The 26,161-nt window shown below is 61.4% G+C and carries 22 protein-coding genes; 16 read left to right on the top strand and 6 right to left on the bottom strand.

Annotated elements, in window-relative coordinates:
* On the bottom strand, nucleotides 1-647 hold a 647-nt coding region (locus OP495_RS12370), incomplete at its 3' end, for a UxaA family hydrolase (RefSeq protein WP_280569610.1).
* Between the two features lie 282 nt (nucleotides 648-929).
* Here OP495_RS12370 and OP495_RS12365 point away from each other — a divergent pair.
* The 5 genes from OP495_RS12365 (at nucleotide 930) to OP495_RS12345 (ending at nucleotide 6,859) form a co-directional block, all read left to right on the top strand.
* Nucleotides 930-2,246, top strand: a complete 1,317-nt coding sequence (locus OP495_RS12365) for an L-fuconate dehydratase (protein WP_280569609.1) — start codon at nucleotides 930-932, stop codon at nucleotides 2,244-2,246.
* 206 nt (nucleotides 2,247-2,452) lie between these two features.
* On the top strand, nucleotides 2,453-3,523 hold the full coding sequence (locus OP495_RS12360; RefSeq protein WP_280563795.1) for a TRAP transporter substrate-binding protein: 1,071 nt from the start codon (nucleotides 2,453-2,455) through the stop codon (nucleotides 3,521-3,523).
* A gap of 101 nt (nucleotides 3,524-3,624) precedes the next feature.
* Entirely contained in the window at nucleotides 3,625-4,107 is a 483-nt protein-coding gene (locus OP495_RS12355; RefSeq protein WP_280563794.1) for a TRAP transporter small permease, read from the top strand.
* Nucleotides 4,104-5,360 (top strand): TRAP transporter large permease, encoded by a 1,257-nt coding sequence (locus tag OP495_RS12350; protein WP_280569606.1) that lies wholly within the window; start codon nucleotides 4,104-4,106, stop codon nucleotides 5,358-5,360. The genes OP495_RS12355 and OP495_RS12350 overlap by 4 nt, the downstream gene beginning before the upstream one ends.
* 77 nt (nucleotides 5,361-5,437) lie before the next feature.
* A complete protein-coding gene (locus tag OP495_RS12345; RefSeq protein ID WP_280569605.1) occupies nucleotides 5,438-6,859 on the top strand; it encodes an FAD-binding oxidoreductase in 1,422 nt (473 codons plus the stop codon).
* Nucleotides 6,860-6,900: 41 nt separating this feature from the next.
* On the opposite strand, the gene OP495_RS12340 is transcribed toward OP495_RS12345, so the two are convergent.
* A complete protein-coding gene (locus OP495_RS12340; RefSeq protein ID WP_280563791.1) occupies nucleotides 6,901-7,656 on the bottom strand; it encodes a FadR/GntR family transcriptional regulator in 756 nt (251 codons plus the stop codon).
* A 161-nt stretch (nucleotides 7,657-7,817) separates the two neighbouring features.
* Between OP495_RS12340 and OP495_RS12335 the strand changes: the two genes are divergently transcribed.
* From OP495_RS12335 to OP495_RS12300, 8 genes are all read left to right on the top strand, one after another.
* Complete coding sequence (locus tag OP495_RS12335; protein ID WP_280569604.1) at nucleotides 7,818-8,558, top strand: SDR family oxidoreductase; 741 nt, start codon at nucleotides 7,818-7,820, stop codon at nucleotides 8,556-8,558.
* Nucleotides 8,559-8,701: 143 nt separating this feature from the next.
* Nucleotides 8,702-9,544: a fumarylacetoacetate hydrolase family protein gene (locus tag OP495_RS12330; RefSeq protein WP_280569603.1), complete on the top strand. Its 843-nt coding sequence runs from the start codon at nucleotides 8,702-8,704 to the stop codon at nucleotides 9,542-9,544.
* A 218-nt stretch (nucleotides 9,545-9,762) separates the two neighbouring features.
* Nucleotides 9,763-10,812 carry a zinc-binding alcohol dehydrogenase family protein gene (locus OP495_RS12325; protein WP_280563788.1) on the top strand — a complete coding sequence of 350 codons (1,050 nt, stop codon included), beginning with the start codon at nucleotides 9,763-9,765 and terminating at the stop codon, nucleotides 10,810-10,812.
* Nucleotides 10,809-12,449 (top strand): altronate dehydratase family protein, encoded by a 1,641-nt coding sequence (locus OP495_RS12320; protein WP_280569602.1) that lies wholly within the window; start codon nucleotides 10,809-10,811, stop codon nucleotides 12,447-12,449. Before OP495_RS12325 ends, OP495_RS12320 begins: the two co-directional genes overlap by 4 nt.
* Nucleotides 12,446-13,579 carry a mannitol dehydrogenase gene (locus OP495_RS12315; RefSeq protein ID WP_280569601.1) on the top strand — a complete coding sequence of 378 codons (1,134 nt, stop codon included), beginning with the start codon at nucleotides 12,446-12,448 and terminating at the stop codon, nucleotides 13,577-13,579. Before OP495_RS12320 ends, OP495_RS12315 begins: the two co-directional genes overlap by 4 nt.
* Before the next feature lie 38 nt (nucleotides 13,580-13,617).
* Nucleotides 13,618-14,604, top strand: a complete 987-nt coding sequence (locus tag OP495_RS12310) for a C4-dicarboxylate TRAP transporter substrate-binding protein (protein WP_280569598.1) — start codon at nucleotides 13,618-13,620, stop codon at nucleotides 14,602-14,604.
* Between the two features lie 95 nt (nucleotides 14,605-14,699).
* The gene (locus OP495_RS12305) at nucleotides 14,700-15,167 is read left to right on the top strand and encodes a TRAP transporter small permease (protein ID WP_280563784.1); all 468 of its coding nucleotides are present in this window, start codon (nucleotides 14,700-14,702) and stop codon (nucleotides 15,165-15,167) included.
* Between the two features lie 12 nt (nucleotides 15,168-15,179).
* Nucleotides 15,180-16,463 (top strand): TRAP transporter large permease, encoded by a 1,284-nt coding sequence (locus OP495_RS12300; protein ID WP_280569596.1) that lies wholly within the window; start codon nucleotides 15,180-15,182, stop codon nucleotides 16,461-16,463.
* Between the two features lie 48 nt (nucleotides 16,464-16,511).
* On the opposite strand, the gene OP495_RS12295 is transcribed toward OP495_RS12300, so the two are convergent.
* Entirely contained in the window at nucleotides 16,512-17,702 is a 1,191-nt protein-coding gene (locus OP495_RS12295; RefSeq protein WP_280563782.1) for an ROK family transcriptional regulator, read from the bottom strand.
* A 328-nt stretch (nucleotides 17,703-18,030) separates the two neighbouring features.
* On the opposite strand from OP495_RS12295, the gene OP495_RS12290 reads away from it, so the two are divergent.
* The 3 genes from OP495_RS12290 to OP495_RS12280 all read left to right on the top strand — a co-directional run bounded on the left by OP495_RS12290 (nucleotide 18,031) and on the right by OP495_RS12280 (nucleotide 21,201).
* Complete coding sequence (locus OP495_RS12290; RefSeq protein WP_280563781.1) at nucleotides 18,031-18,768, top strand: SDR family oxidoreductase; 738 nt, start codon at nucleotides 18,031-18,033, stop codon at nucleotides 18,766-18,768.
* A 43-nt stretch (nucleotides 18,769-18,811) separates the two neighbouring features.
* The gene (locus OP495_RS12285; protein WP_280569594.1) at nucleotides 18,812-20,218 is read left to right on the top strand and encodes a sugar porter family MFS transporter; all 1,407 of its coding nucleotides are present in this window, start codon (nucleotides 18,812-18,814) and stop codon (nucleotides 20,216-20,218) included.
* Between the two features lie 92 nt (nucleotides 20,219-20,310).
* Nucleotides 20,311-21,201 carry an SMP-30/gluconolactonase/LRE family protein gene (locus tag OP495_RS12280; protein WP_280563779.1) on the top strand — a complete coding sequence of 297 codons (891 nt, stop codon included), beginning with the start codon at nucleotides 20,311-20,313 and terminating at the stop codon, nucleotides 21,199-21,201.
* 113 nt (nucleotides 21,202-21,314) lie between these two features.
* Here the strand turns inward: OP495_RS12280 and OP495_RS12275 are convergent, their stop codons facing one another.
* The 3 genes from OP495_RS12275 to OP495_RS12265 form a co-directional block, all read right to left on the bottom strand.
* On the bottom strand, nucleotides 21,315-23,435 hold the full coding sequence (locus OP495_RS12275; RefSeq protein WP_280569593.1) for a methyl-accepting chemotaxis protein: 2,121 nt from the start codon (nucleotides 23,433-23,435) through the stop codon (nucleotides 21,315-21,317).
* 3 nt (nucleotides 23,436-23,438) lie between these two features.
* Nucleotides 23,439-24,587: an ABC transporter substrate-binding protein gene (locus tag OP495_RS12270; RefSeq protein ID WP_280569591.1), complete on the bottom strand. Its 1,149-nt coding sequence runs from the start codon at nucleotides 24,585-24,587 to the stop codon at nucleotides 23,439-23,441.
* 195 nt (nucleotides 24,588-24,782) lie between these two features.
* Nucleotides 24,783-26,027, bottom strand: coding sequence for an FAD-binding oxidoreductase (locus tag OP495_RS12265; RefSeq protein WP_280569589.1), 1,245 nt, complete (start codon nucleotides 26,025-26,027; stop codon nucleotides 24,783-24,785).
* Between the last annotated feature and the right edge of the window lie 134 nt (nucleotides 26,028-26,161).

Genomic DNA, 26,161 nt, shown 5'->3' with positions numbered 1-26,161 from the left:
TCCACCAACTGCTTGACCTGGTTGGTTTCACATCCCAGCCCGATAATGACCACATGCGCAAAATTGGGATGCCGTGCGTAGCCCGCGATGACACGCTCGAGGAAGGCAAAGCCCTCGGACTCGGTATTCATCGCGCAGCCCGAGCCATGGGTAATCGGCACTACGCCATCGAATCCCAATGCCGCGATCTCACCGTCGGCATTGAGCCGTTCGGCGGCTACCTTGGCCACGGTTGCCGAGCAATTCACGGTCGATAAGATCCCGATGTAATTGCGCGTGCCGACCTGACCATTGGGGCGGTGATAGCCCATGAAGGTGCGGCCCGAGTCGTTCACCTGCGTGCGCGGAAAAGGCTCGAAACCCTCCAGCGCCGTATCGCGCTCGAGCATGGCAAGATTATGAGTATGCACGTGCTCGCCGACAACGATATCGCGGCTCGCCCGACCGATGACCTGACCGTACTTGATGACGCTGTCTCCCTCGGCGAGCGGTGTCAGCGCCACCTTGTGTCCAGCGTCGATATTGTGACGTGCCACGCACTCCTCGACGCCGAGCGGCAAGCCTTCCGGAACGGCACGCGTGGCGACGCCCACGTTATCGGTCGTATTGAGTCGGATGACCGGCGGTGTCGTATTGATGAGCTGCATGATGGACCTCGCTGACAAGGACACGCCTCGCCACCACGGAGGAGGGACGCATCGATTTCTGGGGCTAGCTTTGAGACCATATTATTGAATATTGCACACAATGTTCAATTAATAGATTAACGCACCAGAAGCAACGCCGCGAGCTTTCGCATCATGTAATAACCAGAAGAAATCGCCACAATAAAATTGCGATTGGCCTGTTATCGCTAGTCCGCCTTAGTCTGATCCTGAAAAACACTCATTGACGCGGCGCAGACCGCTCTCTCTTCAGGACGCTAGATCATGACCACGATTACCCACCTGCAAGCGCGTGACATTCGCTTTCCCACCTCGCGGCAGCTCGACGGCTCAGACGCCATGAACGCGGCACCGGATTATTCGGCTACCTACGTGACCCTGACCACCGATGCCGATGATGCCCATCAAGGCCATGGCCTGACCTTCACCATCGGGCGCGGCAACGATGTCTGCGTGATGGCCGTCGAGGCGCTGGCCTCGCGCATTGTGGGACACGATCTCGAGGCGATCACTGCCGACATGGGCACTTTCTGGCGCGATCTCACCAGCGGTGATAGCCAACTGCGCTGGCTGGGACCGGAAAAGGGCGTCATGCACCTGGCAGCGGCAGCCATCGTCAACGCTGTATGGGACCTATGGGCCAAGCGCGAAGGCAAGCCGGTCTGGAAACTGCTGGCAGACATGTCTCCCGAGCAATTGGTCCAGTGCCTGGATTTCCGTTTCGTCACCGACGCGCTGACGCCGCAGGAAGCCATCGCCTTGCTCAAGCGCAAGGAAGCCGGCAAAAGCGAGCGCGAAGCCCATATGCGCGCCGAGGGCTATCCCGGCTATACCACCTCCGCCGGCTGGCTTGGCTACTCAGAGGACAAGATGCGGCACCTGGCGCGCGAAGCGCTGGCCGAAGGCTGGACGCATTTCAAGCAGAAGGTCGGCGGCAACCTCGAGGAGGATCGCCAGCGCGCCCGCATACTGCGCGACGAAATCGGCTGGGACCGCAAGCTGATGATGGACGCCAACCAGATGTGGGACGTGGACGAAGCCATCGCCAACATGCGCAACCTGGCGGAATTCGATCCACTGTGGATCGAGGAGCCCACCAGCCCCGACGACATCCTCGGCCATGCCGAAATCCGTCGCCGGCTCGACCCCATGGGTGTCGCCACCGGCGAGCACTGCCATAACCGCGTGATGTTCAAGCAGCTATTGCAAGCCGACGCCATCGACTATTGCCAGATCGATGCCGCGCGGCTGGGCGGTCTCAACGAAGTGATCCTGGTGTTGCTGATGGCCGCCAAGTTTGATGTGCCGGTCTGCCCGCACGGCGGTGGCGTGGGTCTGTGCGAGTACACGCAGCACATTTCGCTGTTCGACTATGTCGCTGTCTCCGGCTCGCTGGACGGACGCATCCTCGAATACGTCGACCACCTTCACGAGCATTTCATCGACCCGGTGCGCATTCACCGAGGCCGTTATCAGGTTCCCGAAGCCCCCGGTTACAGTATCACCATGCATGACGACTCTCTCGAACGTCATCGCTACCCCGAAGGAGAGGCCTGGCATGCGGCTTCCAACGAAAATTAATTGGCCATCTACGACTAACGATGAAGTCTCAACAGGGGGCATCTAGGTGTATGTTCAACATTAAGATGCTCAAGAGCAGACACACCATCTGCCGAAGACATCGCGCGACCCATCAGTAGGCAAAAATTTCTGGTACAGGTCGCGATGATACCGGTGTCATTCGTGACACACATACCAGTAGTAACCATCAGTTCCAGGAGGACGAGATGACAACAACCACAACGACACGCCTTGTTTCGGTCGTCGGCGGCGCCTTTCTCGGCTTGACCGCTCTGAGCGCCTCGGCGGCGACCGAAATGCCCCCGTTGCCCGACGTCAAAGGCGACAAGGTTCAAGCCGATGGCGACTTCAAGATCAAATTCAGCATCGGTACCACTGAATCCGGCGCGCAATATCGCGGCCTTCAGTACTTCGAGAAGATCGTCGAACAACGCAGTGACGGGCACATCCAGGTGAATCTATTCCCCGGTGCACAGCTGGGTGATGACCGCGAAGCCACCAGCGCACTGCAGGCGGGCACACTGGAAATGACCATGCCGTCCACCTCACCGCTGGTGAACATGTTCCCGCAGTTCGCTGTCTTCGACCTGCCGTTCCTGTTCCCCGAGCCGGAAATGGCGGATGCCGTGCTCGATGGCGAGATCGGCCAGCAGATGCTCGAAGATGCGTCCTCTCAGGGCCTGGTCGCCATCGGTTGGGGCGAGAATGGCTATCGCCAGTTGACCAACAGCCAGCATCCCGTCGAAAAGCCGGCAGATCTCGATGGCCTGAAGATCCGTACCATGGAAAACGATCTCCACCTGGATATCTGGCGGACACTGGGCGCCAACCCCACGCCGATGTCTTTCGCGGAACTGTTCACGGCGCTTGAGCAAGGTGTCGTCGATGGCCAGGAAAACCCCTGGATCACCATCAAGTCGTCCAAGTTCAACGAAGTGCAGGACTACGCCACCGAAACCAACCACGTCTACACGCCGTTTATCACCCTGGTCTCCGCTCGCTTCTGGGACCGTCTGCCGGAAGACTATCAGCACCTTCTGCGCGACGCGGCCACCAAGATGGGCGATTATCAGCGTGACGTCAGCCGTACGCTGAACGATCAGATCAAGAAAGATCTGAAAGATTCCGGCATGCAGATCACCGAGCTGAGCCCCGAGCAAGTCAAGGTCTTCCAGGACGCGCTGGAGCCGGTCTATGAAGATTGGCGCGACGAGATCGGCGGCGAGCTGATCGACGATATCCGCGAGCAGGTGCAGCAGGAACAAGAGCAAGAATAAGCTCCACACATCCTCAGTAGCACACGTACGCAGGGAAGGTCGGCCACGCTCTTCCCTGCTTTAGGCACTAACAAGCTCAGCACCCCCTCCCTGGAGGCTTCATGAAGTCACGTTCGGGTAACGCCTACTTGAACAAGCTGATAAGCGGATTGGACGTCATCATCGGGCTCCTCGTCATTGGCGTGGTCGTTACCGTCTCGATGAACGTCTTTGGGCGCTTCATATTCAGCTACTCCTTTGCCTGGGCATCGGAAATTTCACGCTTGTTCTTCATCTGGATGGTGCTACTCGGCGCGGGCATCGCCAGTCTAGCCAACGAACACGTCGCCGTGACCTTATTCAAGGACAAGGCGCCTCCTATGCTGCAGAAGTTCTTCGCCTTGCTTGCAGCAGCGATCATCTATGCCGTTTGCATCAGTATCTTCCTCGGTTTCAACAACATCATTTCAGGCTATGTGGGCACGACCCCCTTCCTGGGCATTTCCAAGACCGTTCTCTATAGCGCGATGGTGGTCATGGCAATACTCACCATCATCGGTAACACCATTTTTCTCTACAAAGTCTTCAAGCGAGGTGCAGCATGATCCTGTGGAGCATTCTCTTGGGGCTATGCGTCTGCATCGTGATCGGCATGCCGATCTCGTTTGGTCTGGCCGCGATCTGCCTGTTCATCTTTCACTTCGCCAACTACGGCCTCTCCTCGCTGGTATCGGAAGCAGTCAATGGTCTCAACTCGTTTCCCTTGCTCGCCATCCCGTTGTTCATTCTCGTCGGCGAGGTCATGAGCTCCGGCGGCATCGCCAAGCGTCTGGTACGCCTGGCCAGCGCCATGGTCGGCTTCGTCGCCGGTGGACTGGGCCAGGTAACCGTCCTGACATCGATGTTCTTCGGTGGCATCAGCGGCTCCGCCGTGGCGGACTCCTCCGCGGTGGGCAGCATGATGATCAACCCGATGAAGCAGCATGGCTATTCGGGGCCGCGCGCCACCGCCATCGTCGTGGCTGCCTCGGTGGTCGGCATCATCATTCCGCCGTCGATTCCGATGATTCTCTTCGGGGTCGTGACCGGCACTTCGATTTCGCAACTCTTCATGGCCGGTATCGTACCGGGGATCCTGATCACCGTAGGCCTCGCCCTGGCAACGTACTTCCAGTCCAAGAAAACCGGCTCGGCCCAGCCATTCGACTTCCAGGAGTTGATCGCCGCCCTCAAGGACTCGGTACTCGCATTGCTGCTGCCGATCATCATCGTCGGCGGGATCTTGAGCGGCGTTTTCACACCTACCGAAAGCGCGGCGATCGCCCTGCTGTATGCGCTGGCGGTGTCGATGTTCGTGTATCGCAGCCTCACCTTGAAGGGCTTCTTTTCCTTGTGCGTTTCCACCGGCCGCCTGACCGGAGTAGTCCTGCTGTTGCTGGCGTTTGCCAGCGTCCTGGCCTGGCTATTGACTGCCAACCTGATTCCACAGCAGATCGTCGTCATGCTCTCGGAGCTCTCCCAGAACCAGTACTTCATTCTGGGCGTTCTGACGCTGTTCCTGCTGGTCGTGGGCTTCTTCATGGACCTCACACCGGCGATGGTCATTCTGGCACCGCTGATGACCCCCGTGGTCGTCAAGCTCGGTATCGATCCCGTCTACTTCGGCGTCCTGATGTCGTTCGTACTCGGTATCGGCCTGATCACGCCCCCCGTGGGTACCGTGCTCTATGTCGGCTGCGGGGTCGGCAAGGTCAAGCTCGAAGACCTGGTCAAGAGTCTGCTGCCCTACTACTTCACGCTGATCGCCTTGCTCCTTGCGTTCCTGGCCTTCCCCGGCCTAGTCCTCTGGTATAAATAGCGTTCTGGTAGTAAGTAGCGTTCTTGTAACAATAGTGCTCTGGTACAAGTGACATGACAGTAGAGCAAGGAATTACCATGCCCATCGCCACGGCAGAACTGCATCGCTTTCTCAGCGACTTGCTGGGTAGCAGCGGGGTCATCGACGACCCCGCGGAATTTGCTCGCTATACCGCCGACTGGGCCGGCGACAAAGGCGGCGATCCCTGGATGATCGCCCGCCCCGGTACCCCCGAACAGGTCGCCGACATCGTCGCGTTCTGTCATCGCCACCAGATTCCCATGGTGGCGCAGGGGGGCCATTCAGGCCTCGTCGGCGGCGCGCAGCCCGATCCTGAGCGCGGCGAACTGATGATTAGTCTCGAGCGGCTGAACCGGATTCGTCATCTCGATCCCATCAATTTCAGCATGAGCGTGGACAGCGGCTGCATCCTGCAAAACGTCAAGGATGCCGCCGAAGAGGCGGATTGCTACTTCCCGCTCGCCCTGGGCGCACAAGGGAGCTGCCAGATAGGCGGCAACGTCTCCACCAACGCCGGTGGGCTCAACGTATTGCGCTACGGCATGATGCGCCAGTTGGTGTTGGGGCTGGAAGTCGTGCTACCTGATGGCCGCCTCTGGAACGGCATGCATGCTCTGCACAAGGATAACCGCGGTTACGATCTGAAGCAGTTGTTCATCGGTGCCGAAGGCACGCTGGGCATCGTCACTGGCGCCGTACTCAAACTCGCACCCCGACCGCAGACCAGCCGCACCGCGCTGATCGCCGTGCCCGATATCGCGTCGGTATTGGCGCTTTACGCCCAGGCACGTCGTAGCTGTTGCGACCTGCTGTCGGCGTTCGAGTTGATTCCCCGCGTGTGCATGGAACTGGCCTTCGACGCGGCTCCCGACCTGTCCGACCCACTGGACGAGGCGCATCCGGTCTATGTCTTGATGGAAGTCTCGGCCAGCGGCCCGGCGGATCTCGATACGATGATCGAGCATCTCTTCGAGACGGGCTCGGAGCAAGGGAATGTGCTGGATGGCGTACTCGCCAGCAGCGAAACGCAGGCAGCGCAGCTTTGGCAGATTCGTGAAAGCATGCTGGAAGGCCAGCAGATGCGCGGCGAACACCTGCGCACCGATATCTCGTTGCCCATTTCGTCGTTGATGGCGTTCTGTGACGCGGCCCATCACGCCATGACCCAGCATTCGCCGGAGACACAAGTCATCGCCTACGGCCACATCGGCGATGGCAACCTGCACTTCAACCTGCTGCCACCCGCGAATCTCGATCTCGAGGCCAAGAAGGTCCTATTACATGAGCTGGAAGAGATCTTGTTCGATCTCGTCGACGCCCACCATGGGAGCATCAGCGCCGAGCACGGCATCGGGCGCGTCAAGCAGGTGCCTTTCCTCGAGGATTTGGGCGAGACCGAATACACGCTCTTGAAAGGTCTCAAACACCTCTTCGACCCAGAAGGCCTGATGGCTGCCGGCCGCATCCTGCCGCGTTAGTCTTAAGCACTGTCCAGACGCGGCCTAGAGAGGCGTGGTAGCTACTCTGCGAAAAACACCCGCAACACATGATCGAGGTGGACTTCCATGGCCTGCCTCGCCGTTGCGGGGTCGCGCGCCTCGATCGCCGCTACCAGGCGCTCGTGATCTTCCTGCGAGCGCTGCGGCATGCCGGTCTCCATGAACAATTCCTGCAAACGCCGGAACATGACCCCGTACTGGTGGCCCAGCAGGTGCTTGATCCACAGCGCATAGGCCGCATTGCCCGAGGCTTCGGCGATGCGGATGTGCAACAACCGGTCCCCCGCCAGGTTGCCCCCGCCGTTATTGTTGTCGTAGATGTTGCGCTCCAGCGCCGCGCGTATGGTGCTGAGATCCTCGTCCGTGGCATTCATCGCCGCCAGGGCCGCGTTCTCCGGCTCCAGATAACGCCGCGCCTGCAACAGCGAAAACGGCGGTATCTCCTCGTCGAGATTGAGCTCGATCTCACTGGCGAACTCAGGGTCGAGCGCCCACGGCTCCTTGCGCGCCGCGGCCTGCATCACCGAGCCCGGCGGCATGGCATCGACTTCCTTTACCAATACGCCATGCCCCACACGAACCTCGACGATGCCCACGACTTCCAGGGCGATCAGCGCCTCACGCACCGACGCTCGGCTGACACCCAATTGCTGTGCCAGATCCCGCTCGGGCGGTAGTAGTGACCCCGGGGGAAACTCGCCATCGCGAATCAGTTGCTGCAACTGGTCGGCGATCTGGCGGTACAGGCGTTGTGAGCGAATGGTTTGAATCGGCATCGCATCGTCTCTCCACACCGCGTTGCGACTAAAGTTGATGGCAATTGACTTGCCGCCGAGACCTAGCCCAGTAGATGATGGCCCAATCATTGGTCAGGCCTCTGGATCTTCGAATGGCTGGCCGCGTCATGTTCCCACGTTCAGCAGGGATTCGCCACACCATGAGACTTCAAGACAAGACGGCACTGGTTACCGCCGCAGGCCAAGGCATCGGTCGCGCCACGGTAGAGCGCTTCCTCGCGGAAGGCGCCAACGTCATCGCTACCGATATCGATACCCGCCTGCTCGCCGACCTCACGGAGGCCAAAGTGTATCGGCTGGATGTCACGCAACGCGCTGAAATCGATACGCTGGCACATGAACTGGGCGAGCTCGATATTCTATTCAACTGCGCCGGCATGGTACCGGGCGGCTCGATCCTGGAATGCGATGACACGACCTGGGAGCGAAGCTTCGGCCTCAACGTGACCGCCATGTTTCATATGATTCAGGCCTTCCTCCCTGGAATGCTCAATCGAGGCGGTGGCAGTATCGTCAACATGGCCTCGCTGGCATCGAGCATCAAAGGCATCCCCAACCGCTTTGCCTACGGCACCACCAAGGCTGCCGTCATCGGCTTGACCAAGTCGGTAGCCGCCGATTACATGACACAAGGCATCCGCTGCAACGCCATCTGTCCCGGCACCGTCGAGTCGCCCTCGCTGCATCAGCGCATCGAGGCCCAGGCCCAGCAACAAGGGCGTGATAAGGCGGCGGTTTTTCAGGAGTTCATCGATCGCCAGCCCATGGGCCGGCTCGGAAGACCGGAAGAAATCGCCGCACTGGCGACTTTTCTCGCCTCGGACGAAGCAGCGTTCATCACCGGCACCGCGCAGTTGATCGACGGCGGCTGGGCCAACTGACTACAGCGCCCCGAAACCGGTGCGGTGCTCGTAGCTATCGTTTACCGCGCCCCGAAACCGGCGCGGTGCTCGTAGCTCGTAGCTCGTAGCTCGTAGCTCGTCACCATATCCGACTCACCCACGAACCCATGAAAGGAAATCGCATGAAACTGCTACGCTTCGGCCCTCAGGGCCAGGAAAAGCCCGGCCTGCTGGACGCCGACGGCAAGATCCGCGACCTCTCGTCGCTGATCAAGGATGTCGCCGGCGAGTCGCTCGACGACACTGCCCTGGCCAGCATCGCACAAGCCGATCCCCAAAGCCTGCCGGAGGTTCCTGAGGGGACGCGTCTGGGCCCCTGCGTGAGTCAGGTCGGCAAGTTCATCTGCATCGGCCTCAACTACTCGGACCACGCCGCCGAAACCGGCGCCGAGGTGCCGCCGGAACCGGTCGTTTTCAACAAATGGACCAGTGCCATCTGCGGGCCCAACGATGACGTGGAGATCCCCCGCGACTCGCGCAAGACCGACTGGGAGGTCGAGCTAGGCGTCGTCATCGGCAAGGGCGGACGCTACATCGACGAGGCCGACGCCATGCATCACGTCGCCGGCTACTGCGTGGTCAACGACATCTCCGAGCGGGAATTCCAGCTCGAGCGCAGCGGTAGCTGGGACAAGGGCAAGGGCTGCGACACCTTCGGCCCACTCGGCCCGTGGCTGGTCACCCGCGACGAGATCGCCGATCCCCAGTCGCTCGACATGTGGTTGGACGTCGACGGCAAGCGCTACCAGGACGGCAACAGCCGCACCATGGTCTACCAGATCCCCTATCTGGTGGCGTACCTGAGCCGCTTCATGAGCTTGCAGCCCGGCGATGTCATTTCCACCGGCACGCCTCCCGGCGTGGGCGCTGGCCAGAAACCTCAGGTCTTCCTCAAGTCCGGACAGACCATGCGCCTGGGCATCGAAGGACTCGGCGAACAGTCTCAACGTACCAAGCAAGCTTGATTGTGCCAGAGGCCGCCATGCGGCGGCCTCAACCTTCATGGCGTGACGTTAGACCAAAGACGACCACGACCTATGTCTAGGCCTCGTGACCACTAAAACGCTTGAAGTCAGGTCCCTCGCTTGGGCATCTTGTTAGCCAATTGGCCTGACCTCTAGATCAAAATACCGCTGGGCGACTGGCCTGACCATCTTGCCTGGCGATGCACGAAGGAAGTCCTATGCACACAATCGTCTGCGCACAGCCTCAAGACATGGAATTGCGCGATGTGCCCGATCCGCAATGCGCGCCGGGTGAGGCCATGCTCAAGATTCGGCGCGTGGGTATTTGCGGTACCGACATTCATGCCTACGGCGGCAATCAGCCCTATTTCACCTATCCCCGCGTACTGGGCCACGAGCTGTCCGGTGACATCGTCGGTGTCGGGGAAGGCGTCGATGAAGCGCTCATCGGCCACAGCGCTTATGTCATTCCTTATCTACATTGCGGTGAATGCCGTGCCTGCCATCAGGGCAAGACCAACTGCTGCCAGCACATGCAGGTCATCGGCGTGCATCGCGATGGCGGCATGGCGGAGTACCTCAGCGTGCCCGTGGATCACCTAGTCACCTCGAGCACCCTCGACGCCGAGCAACTGGCGTTGGTCGAGTGCCTGTCCATCGGTGCGCATGCCGTGCGTCGTAGCGGTACCGAGTCCGACGAGCTGGCCGTCGTGGCGGGCGCGGGGCCGATCGGCATCGGCATCGTGCAGATCGCCCAGAGCCGTGGCGCGCGGGTGCTGGTGGTGGATACCAACCGCGACCGCTTGGCCTTCTGTCGCGACACTTTAGGCGTGGATGGCGTGCTACATGCGCTGGATGACGACGTGGAAGCTGCCATCGAACGCCACAATGATGGTGCCCTGGCCGATGTCGTGTTCGATGCCACGGGCAACCCCAAGGCCATGAATCGCGGCTTCGATTTCGCCGGCCATGGCGGGCGCTACGTGCTGGTGAGCGTGGTCAAGGCCGACATCACTTTCAACGACCCCGACTTCCACAAGCGTGAGCTCAGCCTGCTGGGCAGTCGCAATGCCACGCGTGAAGACTTCGAGACAGTGGCCCGCTTGATGGAAGAAGGCCGCATGCAGTCGACGGCGATGATCACCCATCGCGGCCATTATACCGACCTGCCCTCGTTGATGCCGCAGTGGTGTGAACCAGCGACCGGCGTCATCAAGGCAATGGTGACGTTCGATGATGCCACCGCTCAGGGAGGACACACGGCATGACCCAGACCATCGCCTCCGACCAGCTTCAGCAGCCCAGTCTACGTGTCCATGCCCACGACAACGTGCGTGTGGCACTGCGCGACCTGCCCGAAGGCATGGAGATCGACGACAACGGCCCTCGACTGCGGCTGTCCGAAGCCGTACAGCACAAGCACAAGTTCACATTGCACGCCATGCAACCCGATGAACTCATCGTGATGTATGGCGTGACCGTGGGGCGTGTCGTTGAGCCCATCGCCGCAGGCGCCGCCATCACCACGTCCAACGTCGAGCATTCCACCGCCAATGCCAGGCCTCAAGGCCACCGAGAACATTGGGATGCCCCCGATGTCAGTGCCTTCACCGAGCAGACCTTCGCTGGTTATCACCGTCCCGACGGCCGCGTGGGCACCGCCAACCACTGGCTGGTCATCCCCCTGGTCTTCTGCGAGAACCGCAACATCGAGGTGCTACGCCAGTGCGTCGAGGATGCCATCGGCGACGACCCCTACCGGGATTACAAGCACATGGCCCGCCGCATGCTCCACGGCGACACGCAGGCAGCCCCGGCCCCAAAACCCGACGCATCGCTGTTTCCCAACGTCGATGGCGTGCGCTTTCTGACTCACACGCTGGGCTGCGGCGGTACCGACGATGACGCCCAGTCGCTTTGCCAATTGCTCGCCGGCTACATTTGCCATCCCAACGTGGCCGGCGCCACGGTCCTCAGTCTCGGATGCCAGAAGGCCCAGATCGAGATGCTCAAATCGGCAGTGGCCAAGCGCGATCCCGAGGGGCTGCGCCCGGTCCACTATTTCGAGCAGCAGGCTACCGACACGGAGCCCGAGCTGATCCGCCAGTCACTGGGCAGCATCTTCGAAGGTCTCAAGGCCGCCAACACCGTCGAACGGCGTCCCGCTCCTCTTTCAGAGCTCACCATCGGCGTCGAATGCGGCGGCTCCGACGGCTTCTCCGGGCTTTCGGCCAACCCGCTGGTCGGCGCCGTCATCGACCGACTGGCGGCCTTGGGAGGCAGCGGCATCCTAAGCGAGTTTCCCGAACTATGCGGCGTTGAGCATGAATTGCTGGCACGCTGCCGTGATGAAGACACAGTCTCGCGCTTCCAGCAGCTCATGGAAGCCTACCAGCGGCACGCCGCCTCGGTGGGTGCACACTTCTCGATGAATCCCTCGCCCGGCAACATTCGCGACGGCCTGATCACCGACGCCATGAAGTCTGCCGGCGCAGCCAAGAAAGGCGGCGACAGCCCTATCGTCGACGTGCTCGATTATACCGAGCCCCAGGTACGCAAGGGCCTCAACTTGCTCTGCTCGCCGGGTAACGACGTCGAGTCCACGACCGCCCTCGTCGGCTCCGGCGCCAATCTGGTGATGTTCACCACGGGGCTCGGCACGCCCACCGGCAACCCCGTCACGCCAGTCTTGAAGCTCGCCAGCAACAGCGATCTCGCGCGGCGCATGCACGATGTCATCGACTTCGACGCCGGGCCCATCATCCGAGGCGAGGCGGAAATCGCCGAGCTCGCCGATGAACTCCTGCACCTGTGCATCGATACCGCCTCGGGGCGCTATCGCACCAAGGCCATGCGCCTCTCGCAGCTCGATTTCATCCCCTGGAAACGTGGAGTCTCTCTGTGACAGCGCCATCGCTCGCCGACGCCGGTATCGTGCAATTCGGCACCAGTCGTTTCTTGCTGGGGCATGTCGCAGCGTTCGTGCATGCCTCGCGAGAAGCCGGGCACACGCGCGACAAAATCCTCGTGGTACAGACCTCCCCGCGCGAGGCCGGCAAGCAAAAAGCCCGCGACCTGGACACGCACCGGCATTACCCACTGGCGATTCGCGGCCGCCGGGACGGGCGCGACATCGATGCCCGCGAAACTATCACCAGCGTCGCCGGCTGTCTGATCGCCGACCAGCAGTGGGCCGAACTGCAGCGGCACGTCGTCGAGCATGCCCGCTTCGTGGTCTCCAATACCGGCGACAGCGGTTATCGAATCGACGATGACAGTGCACTGGCAGACGTGCCGCAAAGCTTCCCGGCCAAGCTCACCAAGCTACTGCACGCGCGCTACGACGCGGGGCGCGATGGCCTCACCGTGCTGCCCTGCGAGCTAGTCAGCCGTAATGGCGAACAACTCAAGACCCTGGTGCTGGAACTGGCGAATCGCGACTACACGGATGCCGACTTCAACGCTTGGCTCACCACACGCTGCCTATGGGCCAATACCCTTGTCGATCGTATCGTCTCAGCGGCACTGGAGCCGGTCGGTGCCGTTGCCGAGCCTTACGCGCTCTGGGCCATCGAAGATCAACCCGGGCTCGAACTGCCCTGCCGACACCCCGATGTGCAGTGCGTGACGTCCCTGGCTCCCTACGAGATGCGCAAGCTGCATATTCTCAACCTGGCGCACACCTATCTCGTCCACCGTTGGCAACGCGAGCCGCACTCAGGCATCCGCTTCGTGCGAGAAGCCATGGAAGCACCGGAATGGGCAGCGGAGCTACACCAGGTACTCGACGAAGTGCTGCCCACGCTGGCGGAACACCTCGAGCGTGCCGAGCTCGAGGCCTATCGCGACGCGACGCTGGAGCGTTTCGCCAACCCTTATCTCGATCACGCCCTGCAGGACATCGCCCAGCACCACGTCACGAAGTGCCAGCGACGCCTGCAACCCGTGGTCGAGTCGGCGCGCCGACGAGGCATCGCCACGCCGCGGCTCGATGACGCCATATCGAGCGCACAATCCACGACGCATTCCCGGTAAACCGACCGCACGACCGACAACAAACAAGGAGCACGACAATGCGTTTCAAGCAACTCACGCTCATCGCCACCAGCCTCTCCATTGCCGGCCTCGGTAGCTTGAATCTCGCTCAGGCCGCCACGGAGATCCGCGTCGCCTACGGCAACCAGCCAGGCGAGCCGGTGGATGTCGCCGTCAAGGAATGGGCGGAAAACGTCGAGGAAGCCAGCGACGGTGAACTCACGCTCAGCGCGTTCCCCGCCAGCCAGCTCGGCTCCGAGACGGACGTCATGGAACAGGCGCGCTTCGGCTCGCCGATCATCACGATCACCGCCTACAGCAACTTCATGAGCTCGGTACCCGACCTGTCGGTGCTCGACGCGCCCTACCTGGCCGACAGCTTCGACGACAAGCTCAAGGTCTTCGACTCCGAGTGGTTTGCCGAACAGAGCCAGAAGGTCGAGGAAGCCGGTTACCACATCGTCATCCCCAACACCGTGTACGGCACGCGCCACCTGCTCTCGCGCGAACCCGCCACCACGCCCGAGGAACTCGACGGCGTGAAGGTCCGCGTGCAGAACTCGCCGATGTACGTCGAGGCCATGCGGTCCATGGGCGCCACGCCGACCCCCATGTCACTAGGCGACGTCTATCCGGCGCTGGCCCAGGGCATGGTCGACGGGGTCGAGAATCCCACTCCGGTGCTGTTCGGCGGAAAGTTCCACGAAGTCGTCAAGCACCTCAACCTGACCGGCCACATGCACACCGTGGCGCCGTTCGTCACCGGCAAGGCGTTCTGGGACCAGCTCAGCGAGGAAAACCGGCAAATCCTGACCGAGACCGGGCAAGACATGGCCGCGCACCTGCGTGAACTGGTCGAAAAGGAAAGCGACGTCGCCCTGCAGAAACTGAAGGATGCCGGCGTCGAGGTCCACGAGGTGGATACGCAACCATTCCGCGAACGTGCCGCAGAGCAGATTCCCGCTGCCTTCCCGCAGTGGAGCGATGGCCTGTACGAGCAGGTTCGTCAGATCATCAACGGATAAGCGTTGAACGGCCGCCGGCGCCACACAGACTCGTGGCGCCGGCACGCGTATCACGGACGGCAACACCGTGAGTTGCCGTGACCGAGGAGTCTCAAATGAAACGCGTATTCCATTGGATCGACCGCATCATGCGACTCGATGAAGTGTTGGCCAGCACAGCACTCTTCGCGATCTTTCTCGTCGCCATCAGCAACATCTTCATGCGTTATATCTTCAACACCCCGCTGGCCTGGACCGAGGAGGTCCTGCAGCTACTGATGGTATGGGCCACCTTCCTCGGCGCCAGCGCCCTGGTGCGGCGCAACGAACACGTGCTCATCGGCATGCTGTCGGAGAACCTCCCGGCGTCGCTCGCCCGCTGGAACGAGCGTATCTTCAATGTCGGCATGGTGCTGATCGCCGCCATCGTGCTCGGCTACTGGGGACTGCAACTGCTGCCCTACTCCAATTTCCGCAGCACGCCCATGCTGCAGATCCCGTACATGTGGATTCACGTCGCCATCCCGGTCAGTGCCGTCGTCATGGCCTACCACTGCCTCGTCCGACTGGCTCGCGATACCTAAAGGATACTACCCATGGCCGTAGGCATAGCACTCGCAGCGCTGTTGCTTCTTTTCGTGCTGGGCACGCCCATCGCCTTCGCACTGTTCCTGTCGACCTTCTTGTATTTCCTGTTCGGCGCCGACCAGCCCACCATGTTGCTCATCCAGCGCCTGGCCGGGGGGCTGGAGTCCATCTCGCTGCTGGCGATCCCGTTTTTCATCATGGCGGGGGTGTTCATGAACCACTCCGGCATTACCGACCGCCTGCTGAAACTGGCCGAACTCATGACCCGACGCCTGCATGGTGGACTGGCTCAGGCCAACGTGCTGCTGAGCACCTTCATGGGCGGTCTCTCCGGCTCCAACATCGCCGACGCTGCCATGAACGCCAAGCTGCTCGTGCCCAGCATGACAGCAAACGGCTACCCCAAACCGTTCTCCACCGCCGTCACCGCCGCCTCCTCGCTGGTGACCTCGACCATTCCGCCAGGGATCGCGCTGATCGTCTATGGCTACGTCAATAACGTGTCCATCGGTCGCCTGTTCCTGGCCGGCGTGGTGCCCGGGATCCTGATGGCGGTGTGCATGATGCTGCTGGTAGCGCGTCAGTGCCGCCGGCTGGGCTATCAACCGCCGCGCAAGGAGCGGGTCTCGCGGCATGAATGGGTCAGCGTGACGCGCGCCGGCATCATCGCCCTGCTGCTGCCTGTCGTGGTCATCGGTGGCATTCGCGTCGGCGTTTTCACGCCGACCGAGGCCGGCGCCATGGCCGTGCTGTACGCCTTGATCGTGGGGATGTTCGTCTACAAGGAAATGAACGTGGGTAACGTCGCCGTGGCGACGCGGGAATCGCTGTTCGCCTCGGTCAACGTGCTGTTCATCATCGCCGTGGCCTCGGGATTCGCGCGCTTTCTGACCTGGGAGCACATCCCTCAGGACATCGCCATGCTGCTCTCGTCCCAGGTGGGCACCGCGGTGGCATTCCTGTTGCTCTCCAATGTCATCCTGCTGACACTGGGTATGTTCCTGGAAGGCAACGCCATTCTCATCGTGCTTTCGCCCCTGCTGGCGCCCGTGGCGGCCCAGTTCGGCATCGACCCGGTGCATTTCGGGATCATCTTCATCCTCAATGCGTCCATCGGTACGATCACCCCGCCCCTGGGGACGGTGATGTTCACCACCTGCAGCATTACCGGCGTGAAGGTGCCCGACTTCATCCGCGCCATCATGCCTTATTGGCTGCTACTGGTCGGCATATTGTTGATGGTGACCTTCGTGCCTGCCGTCTCCATGACGCTGCCCAACTTGATTTTCTGAACACAGGCTCTTTTCTTGACACTAATCTGAACACCGGTACGGCGCGCCTCACGCTTCAAGCGCCGCCTTGGCCATAACCTGGGCGGCGGCACCCCGCGCGGCGGTGTAGGTACTGTCGTGGATGACTTTGACGGGGACGCGCTGCGTGCCCCGCAGCAGGTCGTTCTGGTGCGCTTCGAAGTAAGCCAGTGCCGGCTCGATCAGCCGCTCGCCAAGCTGCATCAACGACCCACCGAGCACCAGCGTGGTGGGGTTGAGCGTGTGATGAAGGTTGAGCATGAGAACCCCCAGAGCCTCGCCGGCGCGCCGCAAGGTGATGCCGACATCGGCATCGTCGCCGCGCGCCATGATCGCTGCCTCGAGGTTCTCGTCATCGGCGATGCCCAACGCGGCGCGAATCGCCCAGCCGCTGACCAGCGTTTCGGCGCATCCCCGGTTGCCGCAATGGCAATACAAGCCGCCCGGCTGCACAATGCTATGGCCGATCTCGCCCACCAGCCCCTGCCCGCCGCGCGGCACCAGCGGGAAATTGTCCCCCGTGACCATCCCGCTACCGATACCGCTGGCGGCGCTGATGTAGACGATGGACTCGGGGGGGATGCCATCGTGGAAGTAGAACTCGCCGAAGGCCGCGGCGTTGGCTTCGTTATCCAGTAGCCAGGCACCGTCGAACTCCGGCAGATGCGGGCGAAGCACCTCAAGGAAAGCGACATCGATCCATCCTAGATTGGGCGCAAGCCGCAGGATGGGCTGCTCCGGGGCGACCGGTCCCGGTACCGTCACGCCCAATCCCAGGCAATGACGGTCGGCAATCAGCGGATCGTGCCGCATGGCACGTATCAGTTCGGCCAAATGTGCCGCCGTCTCGTCGGGTGTGGTAGGCGCTTGGATGACAGAACGCTGCAGAAGTACCTCGCCGCCCAGCGTGCACGCCACGATACGCAGCCCCCTCACGCCGATATCCGCCCCCAGGAGCACATGATGGGCATCGTCCAGATACAGGGCCCGGCCCGGACGCCCTCCGCCGCGTGGCTGCAGCTCGCCCTCACGCAGCCAGCCGCGCTCCAGAAGCGCTTGCACCACGCCTCCTACGGTGGCCTTGGTCAACTGCGTACGCGCCGCGATATCGGCACGTGTCGCACCGGGATAGCGGCGCACGGTCGCGAGAATCGAACTACGATTGAGCTTCTTGAGAAAATTGAGATCACCGGCGGCTTGAGGGGCAAAGGTACTAACCATGGCAATACAAGGTGCCTCGCTGAAATGCGGATCGAATTGTGCAATATATCAAATTATCGCCCCTCGCCGACGAGACTCGATGAAATTGACAATGCATCGCCAGTGTACTCATAAAAGTACCCGCCTCGATCGCGACCGAGACGGCATCAGCACTGTGGTGGAAGCCCCCTTCGCGTGATAGCCATGACCTTCTCTCAGTCCAGTCTATGACCATGGTCGCATGGAAATCAGCGGCTCTCTGAACGATCATCCACTTAGTTAAACCTATTAACTAAGTTACGCAAGATCGCTCCGCGATAGCCCGATCCCAATGCGATAGAGGTTCTGCATGAGTTCCGCAATTTACCCCAGCCTCAAGGACAAGACGGTCGTCATCACCGGTGGCGGTTCCGGCATCGGCGCCGGCTTGGTCGAGGCTTTCGTCAACCAGGGCGCAAACGTCCATTTTCTGGATGTCGCCGAGGCGCTCGCGAAAGAACTGGTCGAGAAATGCAATGGTGCGCCGCATTTCCACCACTGCGACCTGACTCAGCCCGACCAGCTCCGCGACACGCTCAGCGACATCGGCCACGTCGACGTATTGATCAATAACGCCGCCAACGACGACCGCCACAAGCTCGAAGATGTCACGCCCGAGTACTGGGAAGACCGCATGAACGTCAATCTGCGCCACATGGTGCTCGCCGCTCGTGAAGTCGCGTCCACCATGCGTCGTCAAGGCCAAGGGGCGATCATCAACCTGGGGTCGATCAGTTGGCACCTGGGGCAGTCCGACATGCTGCTCTACGAAACCGCCAAGGCCGGTATCGAAGGTCTGACCCGGGCACTGGCGAGCGATCTGGGCAGCGACGGCATCCGTGTCAACTGCATCATTCCCGGCAACGTCAAGACGCCACGTCAATCGCGTTGGTATAGCCCCGAGGATGAGGCGCAGATCGTCGAAGAGCAAAAGCTCAAAGTACGCATTCACCCCCATCACGTGGCCGCGATGGCGCTCTTCCTGGCCTCGGATGATGCCGCTGCCTGTACCGCCCACAACTACTGGGTCGATGCCGGCTGGCTGTAAGCCCAAGCAACCCGCGCCCGTACCAACAACAACGGAGCACACCATGCCAACGTATAGCGATTCGCAACGTTCCCTGATTATCTTTTTAACATGCTGTGTCGCCGCCATCGGCGGCTTCCTGTTCGGCTTCGACAGCGGGGTCATCAATGGCACCGTCGATGGCCTGCAGTCCTCATTCAACTCCGACAGCGTCGGCACCGGCTTCAATGTCGCCTCCATGCTGCTGGGTTGTGCAGTGGGGGCGTTCTTTGCCGGTGGCCTGGCCGATAAGTACGGTCGTCGCACCCTGCTGATCGTCGCCGCCGTCTTCTTCATCGTCAGTGCCTGGGGCTCAGGTGTTGCCGGTGGGTCGATGGAATTCGTCTTCTACCGGATTCTCGGCGGTCTGGCGGTGGGTGCCGCGAGTGTCATGGCACCGGCTTATATCAGCGAAATCGCCCCCGCACGCCTGCGTGGACGTCTCGCTACCATCCAGCAAGTCGCCATCATCTCGGGGCTTTTCTTCTCTTTTCTCAACAACTACCTGCTCGCCAATACCGCAGGCTCTTCCACTTCTGAGTTGTGGTTTGGCTTTACCGCCTGGCGCTGGATGTTCTGGATGGAACTGATCCCCGCGACGATCTTCCTGGTCGCGCTGTTGTTCATTCCTGAAAGCCCGCGCTACCTGGTCAGCGCGCGTCGCGATGAGCGTGCCGAGCACGTACTGCACATGATCTACAACGAAAGCGACGCCAAGGAGCGCCTGGCTCAAATCCGCGAATCGCTATCACAGCAGCGCAAGCCGCGTTTCAGCGACTTGATCAATCCCAAGACCGGCAAAGTGATCAGCCTGGTGTGGGTCGGGATCGGCCTGGCCGTGTTCCAGCAGTTGGTCGGTATCAACGTCGTCTTCTACTATGGTGCCGTCCTTTGGCAAGCGGTGGGCTTCTCCGAAGGCGATGCCTTGCTGATCAACGTCATCAGTGGCGCGGTGAGTATTGCGGCCTGCCTCGGCGCCATCGCCTTGATCGATCGCATTGGACGTAAGCCGCTGCTATGGGGTGGCTCCATCGGCATGGCCATCACACTCGCCATTCTCGTCTACGCGTTTTCGACCGCCGAGATGGTCGACGGCAGCCTGAAGCTATCGGATAGCAACGGCGTGCTCGCGCTGATCGCTGCCAACGCCTATGTGTTCTTCTTCAACAGCTCCTGGGGCCCGGTCATGTGGGTCATGCTCGGCGAGATGTTCCCCAACCAGGTACGTGGTTCCGGACTTGCCATCGCGGGTCTGTTCCAATGGGTAAGCAACTTCGCCATCACCATGACCTTCCCGATCATGCTCGCCTCCATCGGCCTGACCGGCGCTTATAGCTTCTACGCCATCTGCGCGGTCATCTCGATCTTCTTCGTCATCAAGTTCGTCCGCGAAACGAAGGGTCGTGAGCTAGAAGACATGGCTTACGCATGATTGCCATCGCATAATTGCCATCATTCCGGTGTCGGAGGAAACTCCGACACCGGTTTTGTGTTTTTAGCGCCATATTATCTAGAGAGGGCACCATGCCTAAACTCATCGCCCCACGCGCAACACCATATGTCGTGCACCCGGCTCAGAATATTCTCGGTGAAGGGCCGTTATGGGACGCGACGGAACAAGCGCTGTACTGGGTGGATATCAAAGGCCACCAACTACAGTGTCTAGTCGACGGTCACGTGCGCCAGTGGTCGTTCGATGAGGAAATCACCAGCGTGCATCGTCACGCAAAAGGTGGGTTCATCGTCACGCTACGACACGCCATCGCCCGTCTGCAACTGCCCGAAGGTACGCTCGAAAAGTGGCTCACCCCCGAGCCCGAACGCCCCGGCAACCGCTTCAACGATGCCGTCGTCGATGCCAGCGGCACTCTATGGTGCGGCACCATGGACGACGACGAGGGCCACACCAGTGGCTCGCTCTATCGCGTGCGTCCCGACGGCGACTGCCAACGCCAGGATAGCGGATATATCGTCACCAACGGCCCGGTATTCTCGCCTCAGGGTGATTGGCTCTACCACACCGACACGCTGGAACGCCTCATCTATCGGTTCGCCGTTGATGGACATGGCAATCTCTCGGACCGCGAGCCCTTCATCCGCATTCCCCAGGACCAGGGCTGCCCCGATGGCATGACCACCGACCGCGAGGGCAACCTCTGGGTCTGCCAATTCGGCGGCTGGCGTATCAGCATATTCGATAGCCAAGGCCAGTTGCGCGAAGAAATCCCCATGCCCGTCGCCAATATCACAAGCTGCATCTTCGGTGGCCCCGACCTTTCCACCTTGTACATCACCACCGCGAGCAAGGGTCTCGACGACGCAGCGCTCGCGGCACAACCCGAGGCCGGTGCGCTATTCGCCATCGACACTCAGGCACAAGGCATGCCTGCAACGGCTTTCGCCGCCCAGGCGTGACGCCAACCCTTCTCCTGAAGAAAAACGGCCCCGCTGTCGTGGCAATATGCCTTGGCAGCGGGGCCATCTTCTGGCGCATCCGGAACGAGGTATCACCGCCCCTTATGCCACGATCAGGTAGCGGGTAACGCTTTGGGCGAGGCGCTTTCATCCGTGTCGCCGTCTTCCGCGTAGGCCGCGTTGCTGACCTTGAAGCGTCCTACCAGCACATGCATGTCGTTGGCTCGTTCATCCAATGACAGGCTGGCCGAGGAGGCTTCCTGCACCAGCGAGGCATTCTGCTGGGTCACCTGGTCGAGCTGGGCAATCGCCTGATTGATCTGGTCGATCCCCGTGGACTGCTCCTGCGTCGCCTCGGCGATTTCGGAGACGAACTGCGACACCTTATCGACGCTATCGACGATCTCGCGCAGATGCCCACCCGTCTCTTCGACCAGATTGGCGCCCTCACCCACCTTGGCCACGCTGTCCTTGACCAGGTGGCGAATCTGCTCAGCCTCGTCGGCACTACGACTGGCAAGACGACGCACTTCTTCGGCGACGACGGCAAAACCACGGCCGTGCTCGCCGGCGCGAGCCGCTTCCACTGAAGCGTTCAAGGCCAGCAGATTGGTCTGGAAGGCAATGGAATCGATCGCCTCGACGATCGTGGATATCTTGGCGCTAGACTCGCGAATCTCCTGCATCGCGCTATGCGTCCGATCCCCCACGTCGCCCGCCTCACGGGCGCGTTGACCGACCCCATGGCTCATATCGCGCGCCTGATGAGCATAGTCGGCGGTCTGCTTCACGGTCGCGGTAATTTCCTCGAGACTCGCCGCCGTTTCAGCCAGCGAAGAAGACTGCTCATCGGTGCGTTGCGCCAGATCCTGATTGCCCGAGGCGATCTGACGGCTGCTGGACGCTACCGACTCGGCCCCATCGCGAATCCGCGCAATCAGGCGCTCGAAGGTTACCATCATCTGGTTGAATGCCTGCGCGGTATGCCCGATTTCATCACCGTGGCGCACCTTCAAGCGCATCGACAGATCACCGGTTTGTCCCGCCGCCCCGCTGATGCTTTCCATCTGACGACGCATTTCACCAATGGGCTTGAGCACGCGTGTCATGACGCGCCAGCCCACCGCCGCCAGAATCACGATCACGATCAGCAACACCACTAGCTGCAATACGCGCCCGGCCTGCGCCGTCGCGGCGGCTTGCTCGGCGGCTTCATCGGCGCGCTCGGCCGCATAGGCTTCGACGCGCTCCAGGCTCTCGCCCATGCCGTCCATTGCCTGAGAAACGCCAGCCAAGGCCTCGCGAGAGCGCTCGCGCAAGCCAAGCTGACGATCGCGCAATGCATAAACGGAATTGTCACCCGTGAGCATCAATTCATTCAGTTCGGCCACGACGTCTTCCAACTGACCGGCACTTTGCTGCTGCGCCGAAGTCGCTCCTATCGCGCCCTCGATACTCGCCAACGCCTGATCAATCCGCGAAATCTGCTGAGCGATCTGGTTATAGCGCAGATCGACCAACGCATCGTGGCTATCGACCTGCATCAGTTGACGTCCCTGATCGGCCAATTGGGCGACCAGCATCTGCACGTCGCCGCTGAGTCCGGCGATGTTGGCACGTTGCTCCGTCAGCGTATCGAGCATCGACATCGGCACCATCGATAGCCCATCGTCCTGCATCGTCTGGATACGCTGGATCAGAGCACGCTGCTGACGCACGTCCTCGAGGGTCGCACGTCCTGCCATCGATTCGGCGTCGGTCAATACTTCGGCGCTCTTTTCCTGCATCTCGGCGATACGCGCACGCATCGAGGCGGTCAGTGCCACATCCTCGCGCCGCACCTCTTCCAGCGCGGTATCGGCCTGGCGCAAGTCGGCGTAATCGCTATCCAGGGTCTCGAACAACGCCTGATTATCGTCGCCGATCAATGCAGCGAGCCGTTCACGCCCCGCCGTGAAGGCTTCATCGGCCTCGGTCTGATCGGCGACATTATCCAAGTCAGCCTCGCTGTCGGCGGCAAGCAGGTCTGACTGGCGCTGACGATAACGCGTCAACGCATCGCTCATGTCACGACTGGCCGCCTGTTGCGGCAATATCTCGTCGGTGAACAGATGCTGCGCCTCGATCAACCGCTGGTTCGACAAGAACCCTGCCGCTGCAGGAATCACCGCGCCGAGCACCGCCGCCACGAACAACCCGATCAACATCGCCCGTAGGCTCAAACTCTTTTTCATGGGTTACTCCTTGGCCGAGGCGTCATCGAGCAGGGTGAACCAATCGATCAGCTCGAATTGGCCATCGTGAATACGCGTGGCCCACACGGCATCGCTCGCCTGATGGTCCTTAGAACCCAGCGTCAGCGACTTGCCCAGGCCGAGGTCGACATCTCCCAGGCCCTCCAGCGCATCGACGAGCGCCTCGCGGTCCGCATCGGCGCCGGCGGCCTCGAGCCCCTTGATGAACAGCGACGCCGCCAGATATCCCTCCAACGAGACGAAATCACCGTCGGCACTGTCATCTTCGGCCTTCAATGCCTCGCGATAAGCCTTCACGCCCGGTAAGTCGGCTTCGTAAGGCGGCACCACCTGGGTCACGATCACCCCCTCGGCGGCATCGCCAAGCTCATCGAGCAACGCCTGGCTACCCACGAAGGAGACATTGAGAAACAACGCATCGGGCAGATCCTTGCGGGCTTCGCGGATGAAATCCGCCGCCGGCCTATAAGTACCCACGATGATCACCGCACGCGGCGTAACGGGCGCTTGCAAGACATTGGCGAGACCGCGATGAACGTTGCGAGTGCCACGTGTATAGCGTCCATGTGCCAAGCGTTCGGGGTGGGAATAACCATGATTGGCCAACGAGCGCAGCGCGCCCCGATAACCGGCATCGCCGTAACCGTCAGCCTGGGTAAAGAAGGCGATTTCCTCGGGTTTGATGCCGGCCATCAGCAAGCCCTCGATCATCGTCGCGGTTTCCTGAGCGTAACTCGCGCGATAGTTGAAGACGTAGCGATCCGGCGGCGACTTACGCAAGACGCCGCTGCCGGTGAACGCCCCGATCAGCGGCATCTCGTGATCACGCAGGATGGGTAGATTGACGATGGCGGTGGGCGTGCCGACATTGCCCAGCATCGCCAATATATCGTCGTCTTCCAGAAGCTCGCGCGTCGCCTTGGCCGAATGCAACGGTTTATAACCGTCATCGCGTGTTTCCAGCGTCAGCGTTTCGCCATGCACACCGCCCGACGCGTTGACCTCGGCGAAACGCGCCTCGATGCCCTGCCGCATTCCCTCCCCGAGCGATGATGCCGCCCCGCTGAAGGGCGCAACCATGCCGACCTTGACCTCCGCCATGGACGGCGTCGCCATCAACGCGAGCGACATGACACTCACCAGCGACCTTAGGCCCGCCAGCCACCTGCATTGAACCTTCATGTATCCCTGCCTCTTTATAGTGACGCTTGCTACCGCGGGGCGTATCGACTCGCCCACGAAGCTTATGCAGACACTATCGGCAGTGAATCAGAAAAGTTGAATCGAGAAACCCGGTGGGCAGGTCACCGGGATGGCAACGTCATCTCACAGGAAGCGCTCGGCACGGAACGGCGTCATGTCGATGGCCGGCACTTCATCTTCCATCATCGAGGCAAGGAGTTGTCCGGTCGCCGGTCCTAGCGTAAAGCCTTGATGAGCATGGCCGAGGGCGAACCATACCCCCTTGTGGCGTGGTGCCGGGCCGATGATGGGCTTCATGTCCGGCGTGCACGGGCGTGCGCCTTTCCACGGGCGCGATTCAAGACGCTGCCCGAGCGGGAACAAGCCTCGTGCCGTCCTTTCCGCGGCTTCGAGTTGGGCGAACCCCGGCGGCGCATCGCGCGGCGCCAGCTCCGCGCCGGTGGTCAGGCGAATACCCGCGCGCATCGGCGACAGCAGATAGCCGGTCTCGGCATCCAGCACCCAATGGTGCAATGTCGCCTCGTCACGCGTGGCATAATGCATGTGATAGCCGCGTTTCACGAACAGCGGCAGGCGATACCCCAACGTGGTCAGCCACTCATCCGCCCAGGGCCCCAGCGCCAGCACGATATCGCGGGCCTCGAAGGCGCCCGCGTCCGTGGTCACGCGCCAGCCCTCACCATGGCGCGTGATCGCCTGAATCTCGCCTTGCAGGCATTCGCCGCCCTCGGCCTCGAAGGCCCGCGCGTAGGCCGCCACCAGGGCGCCGGGATCGGCCACGCTCCAAGGGTCACGCCAATGCACGGCGCCGATGGCCTGGGCATCCAGATCAGGCTCACGCTCACGCAATTCACGCGCGTCCAGGGCCTCATACGTCAGACCGAAACGCTCTTCCAGCGCCTGCGCCTCGCTGAATCGCGACTCAAGCGCCCCCGGCGTACGAAAGACTTCCATCCACCCATCGCGGCGGATCAAGTCCTCGGCTCCCGCCGCCTCGATCATTTCGGCATGCGACGCGATCGATAGTTCGATCAGCGAAGCATATTCAGGAACGATCCGCGCATAGGACTCGGGCGCACTGTTTTGCCAGTACTGCCACAAGGCACGCCCCGCCTGCATTACACCACGCGGCGTGTAGCGAATATCCACGCCCTGGTTGCCCAGCACACGCCACAGAGTGCGCATGTCACGCGGAAAGGCATGCGGCGCCACCGCCTCGCGCTGGATGATCCCGGCATTACCGTAGGAGGTTTCACGGCCCGGAGCGCGGCGATCCACCAGCCCTACCCGGTGCCCGCGTCGCGCGAGATGATACGCCACGCCGACGCCGACCATGCCCGCGCCTAACACCAGAGTATCGTGCTTCATCGTCGTTCCTCTTTCATGTTGCGTATGAGGCGCGGCGTCATAGACAACGCGCGTCGTTCATCATGCGGTTCTTGCCCTGAGCCTTGGCGTCATAACTCGCGGCATCGGCGCGTTTCACCATCGCCTGCGCATCG

The sequence above is a fragment of the Chromohalobacter sp. 296-RDG genome, from assembly GCF_029889885.1.
GTDB lineage: Bacteria > Pseudomonadota > Gammaproteobacteria > Pseudomonadales > Halomonadaceae > Chromohalobacter.
The sequence above is the reverse complement of the archived record's forward strand: the minus strand, read 5'-3'. Positions and strand labels throughout refer to the sequence as shown.

Coding starts and splice junctions, on each gene's coding strand:
- OP495_RS12295 (WP_280563782.1), bottom strand. CDS start 17,702: ATGGTTAGTACCTTTGCCCCTCAAGCCGCCGGTGATCTCAATTTTCTC.
- OP495_RS12305 (WP_280563784.1), top strand. CDS start 14,700: ATGAAACGCGTATTCCATTGGATCGACCGCATCATGCGACTCGATGAA.
- OP495_RS12350 (WP_280569606.1), top strand. CDS start 4,104: ATGATCCTGTGGAGCATTCTCTTGGGGCTATGCGTCTGCATCGTGATC.
- OP495_RS12265 (WP_280569589.1), bottom strand. CDS start 26,027: ATGAAGCACGATACTCTGGTGTTAGGCGCGGGCATGGTCGGCGTCGGC.
- OP495_RS12330 (WP_280569603.1), top strand. CDS start 8,702: ATGAAACTGCTACGCTTCGGCCCTCAGGGCCAGGAAAAGCCCGGCCTG.
- OP495_RS12310 (WP_280569598.1), top strand. CDS start 13,618: ATGCGTTTCAAGCAACTCACGCTCATCGCCACCAGCCTCTCCATTGCC.
- OP495_RS12340 (WP_280563791.1), bottom strand. CDS start 7,656: ATGCCGATTCAAACCATTCGCTCACAACGCCTGTACCGCCAGATCGCC.
- OP495_RS12290 (WP_280563781.1), top strand. CDS start 18,031: ATGAGTTCCGCAATTTACCCCAGCCTCAAGGACAAGACGGTCGTCATC.
- OP495_RS12285 (WP_280569594.1), top strand. CDS start 18,812: ATGCCAACGTATAGCGATTCGCAACGTTCCCTGATTATCTTTTTAACA.
- OP495_RS12320 (WP_280569602.1), top strand. CDS start 10,809: ATGACCCAGACCATCGCCTCCGACCAGCTTCAGCAGCCCAGTCTACGT.
- OP495_RS12270 (WP_280569591.1), bottom strand. CDS start 24,587: ATGTCGCTCGCGTTGATGGCGACGCCGTCCATGGCGGAGGTCAAGGTC.
- OP495_RS12275 (WP_280569593.1), bottom strand. CDS start 23,435: ATGAAAAAGAGTTTGAGCCTACGGGCGATGTTGATCGGGTTGTTCGTG.
- OP495_RS12335 (WP_280569604.1), top strand. CDS start 7,818: ATGAGACTTCAAGACAAGACGGCACTGGTTACCGCCGCAGGCCAAGGC.
- OP495_RS12355 (WP_280563794.1), top strand. CDS start 3,625: ATGAAGTCACGTTCGGGTAACGCCTACTTGAACAAGCTGATAAGCGGA.
- OP495_RS12300 (WP_280569596.1), top strand. CDS start 15,180: ATGGCCGTAGGCATAGCACTCGCAGCGCTGTTGCTTCTTTTCGTGCTG.
- OP495_RS12325 (WP_280563788.1), top strand. CDS start 9,763: ATGCACACAATCGTCTGCGCACAGCCTCAAGACATGGAATTGCGCGAT.
- OP495_RS12365 (WP_280569609.1), top strand. CDS start 930: ATGACCACGATTACCCACCTGCAAGCGCGTGACATTCGCTTTCCCACC.
- OP495_RS12360 (WP_280563795.1), top strand. CDS start 2,453: ATGACAACAACCACAACGACACGCCTTGTTTCGGTCGTCGGCGGCGCC.
- OP495_RS12280 (WP_280563779.1), top strand. CDS start 20,311: ATGCCTAAACTCATCGCCCCACGCGCAACACCATATGTCGTGCACCCG.
- OP495_RS12345 (WP_280569605.1), top strand. CDS start 5,438: ATGCCCATCGCCACGGCAGAACTGCATCGCTTTCTCAGCGACTTGCTG.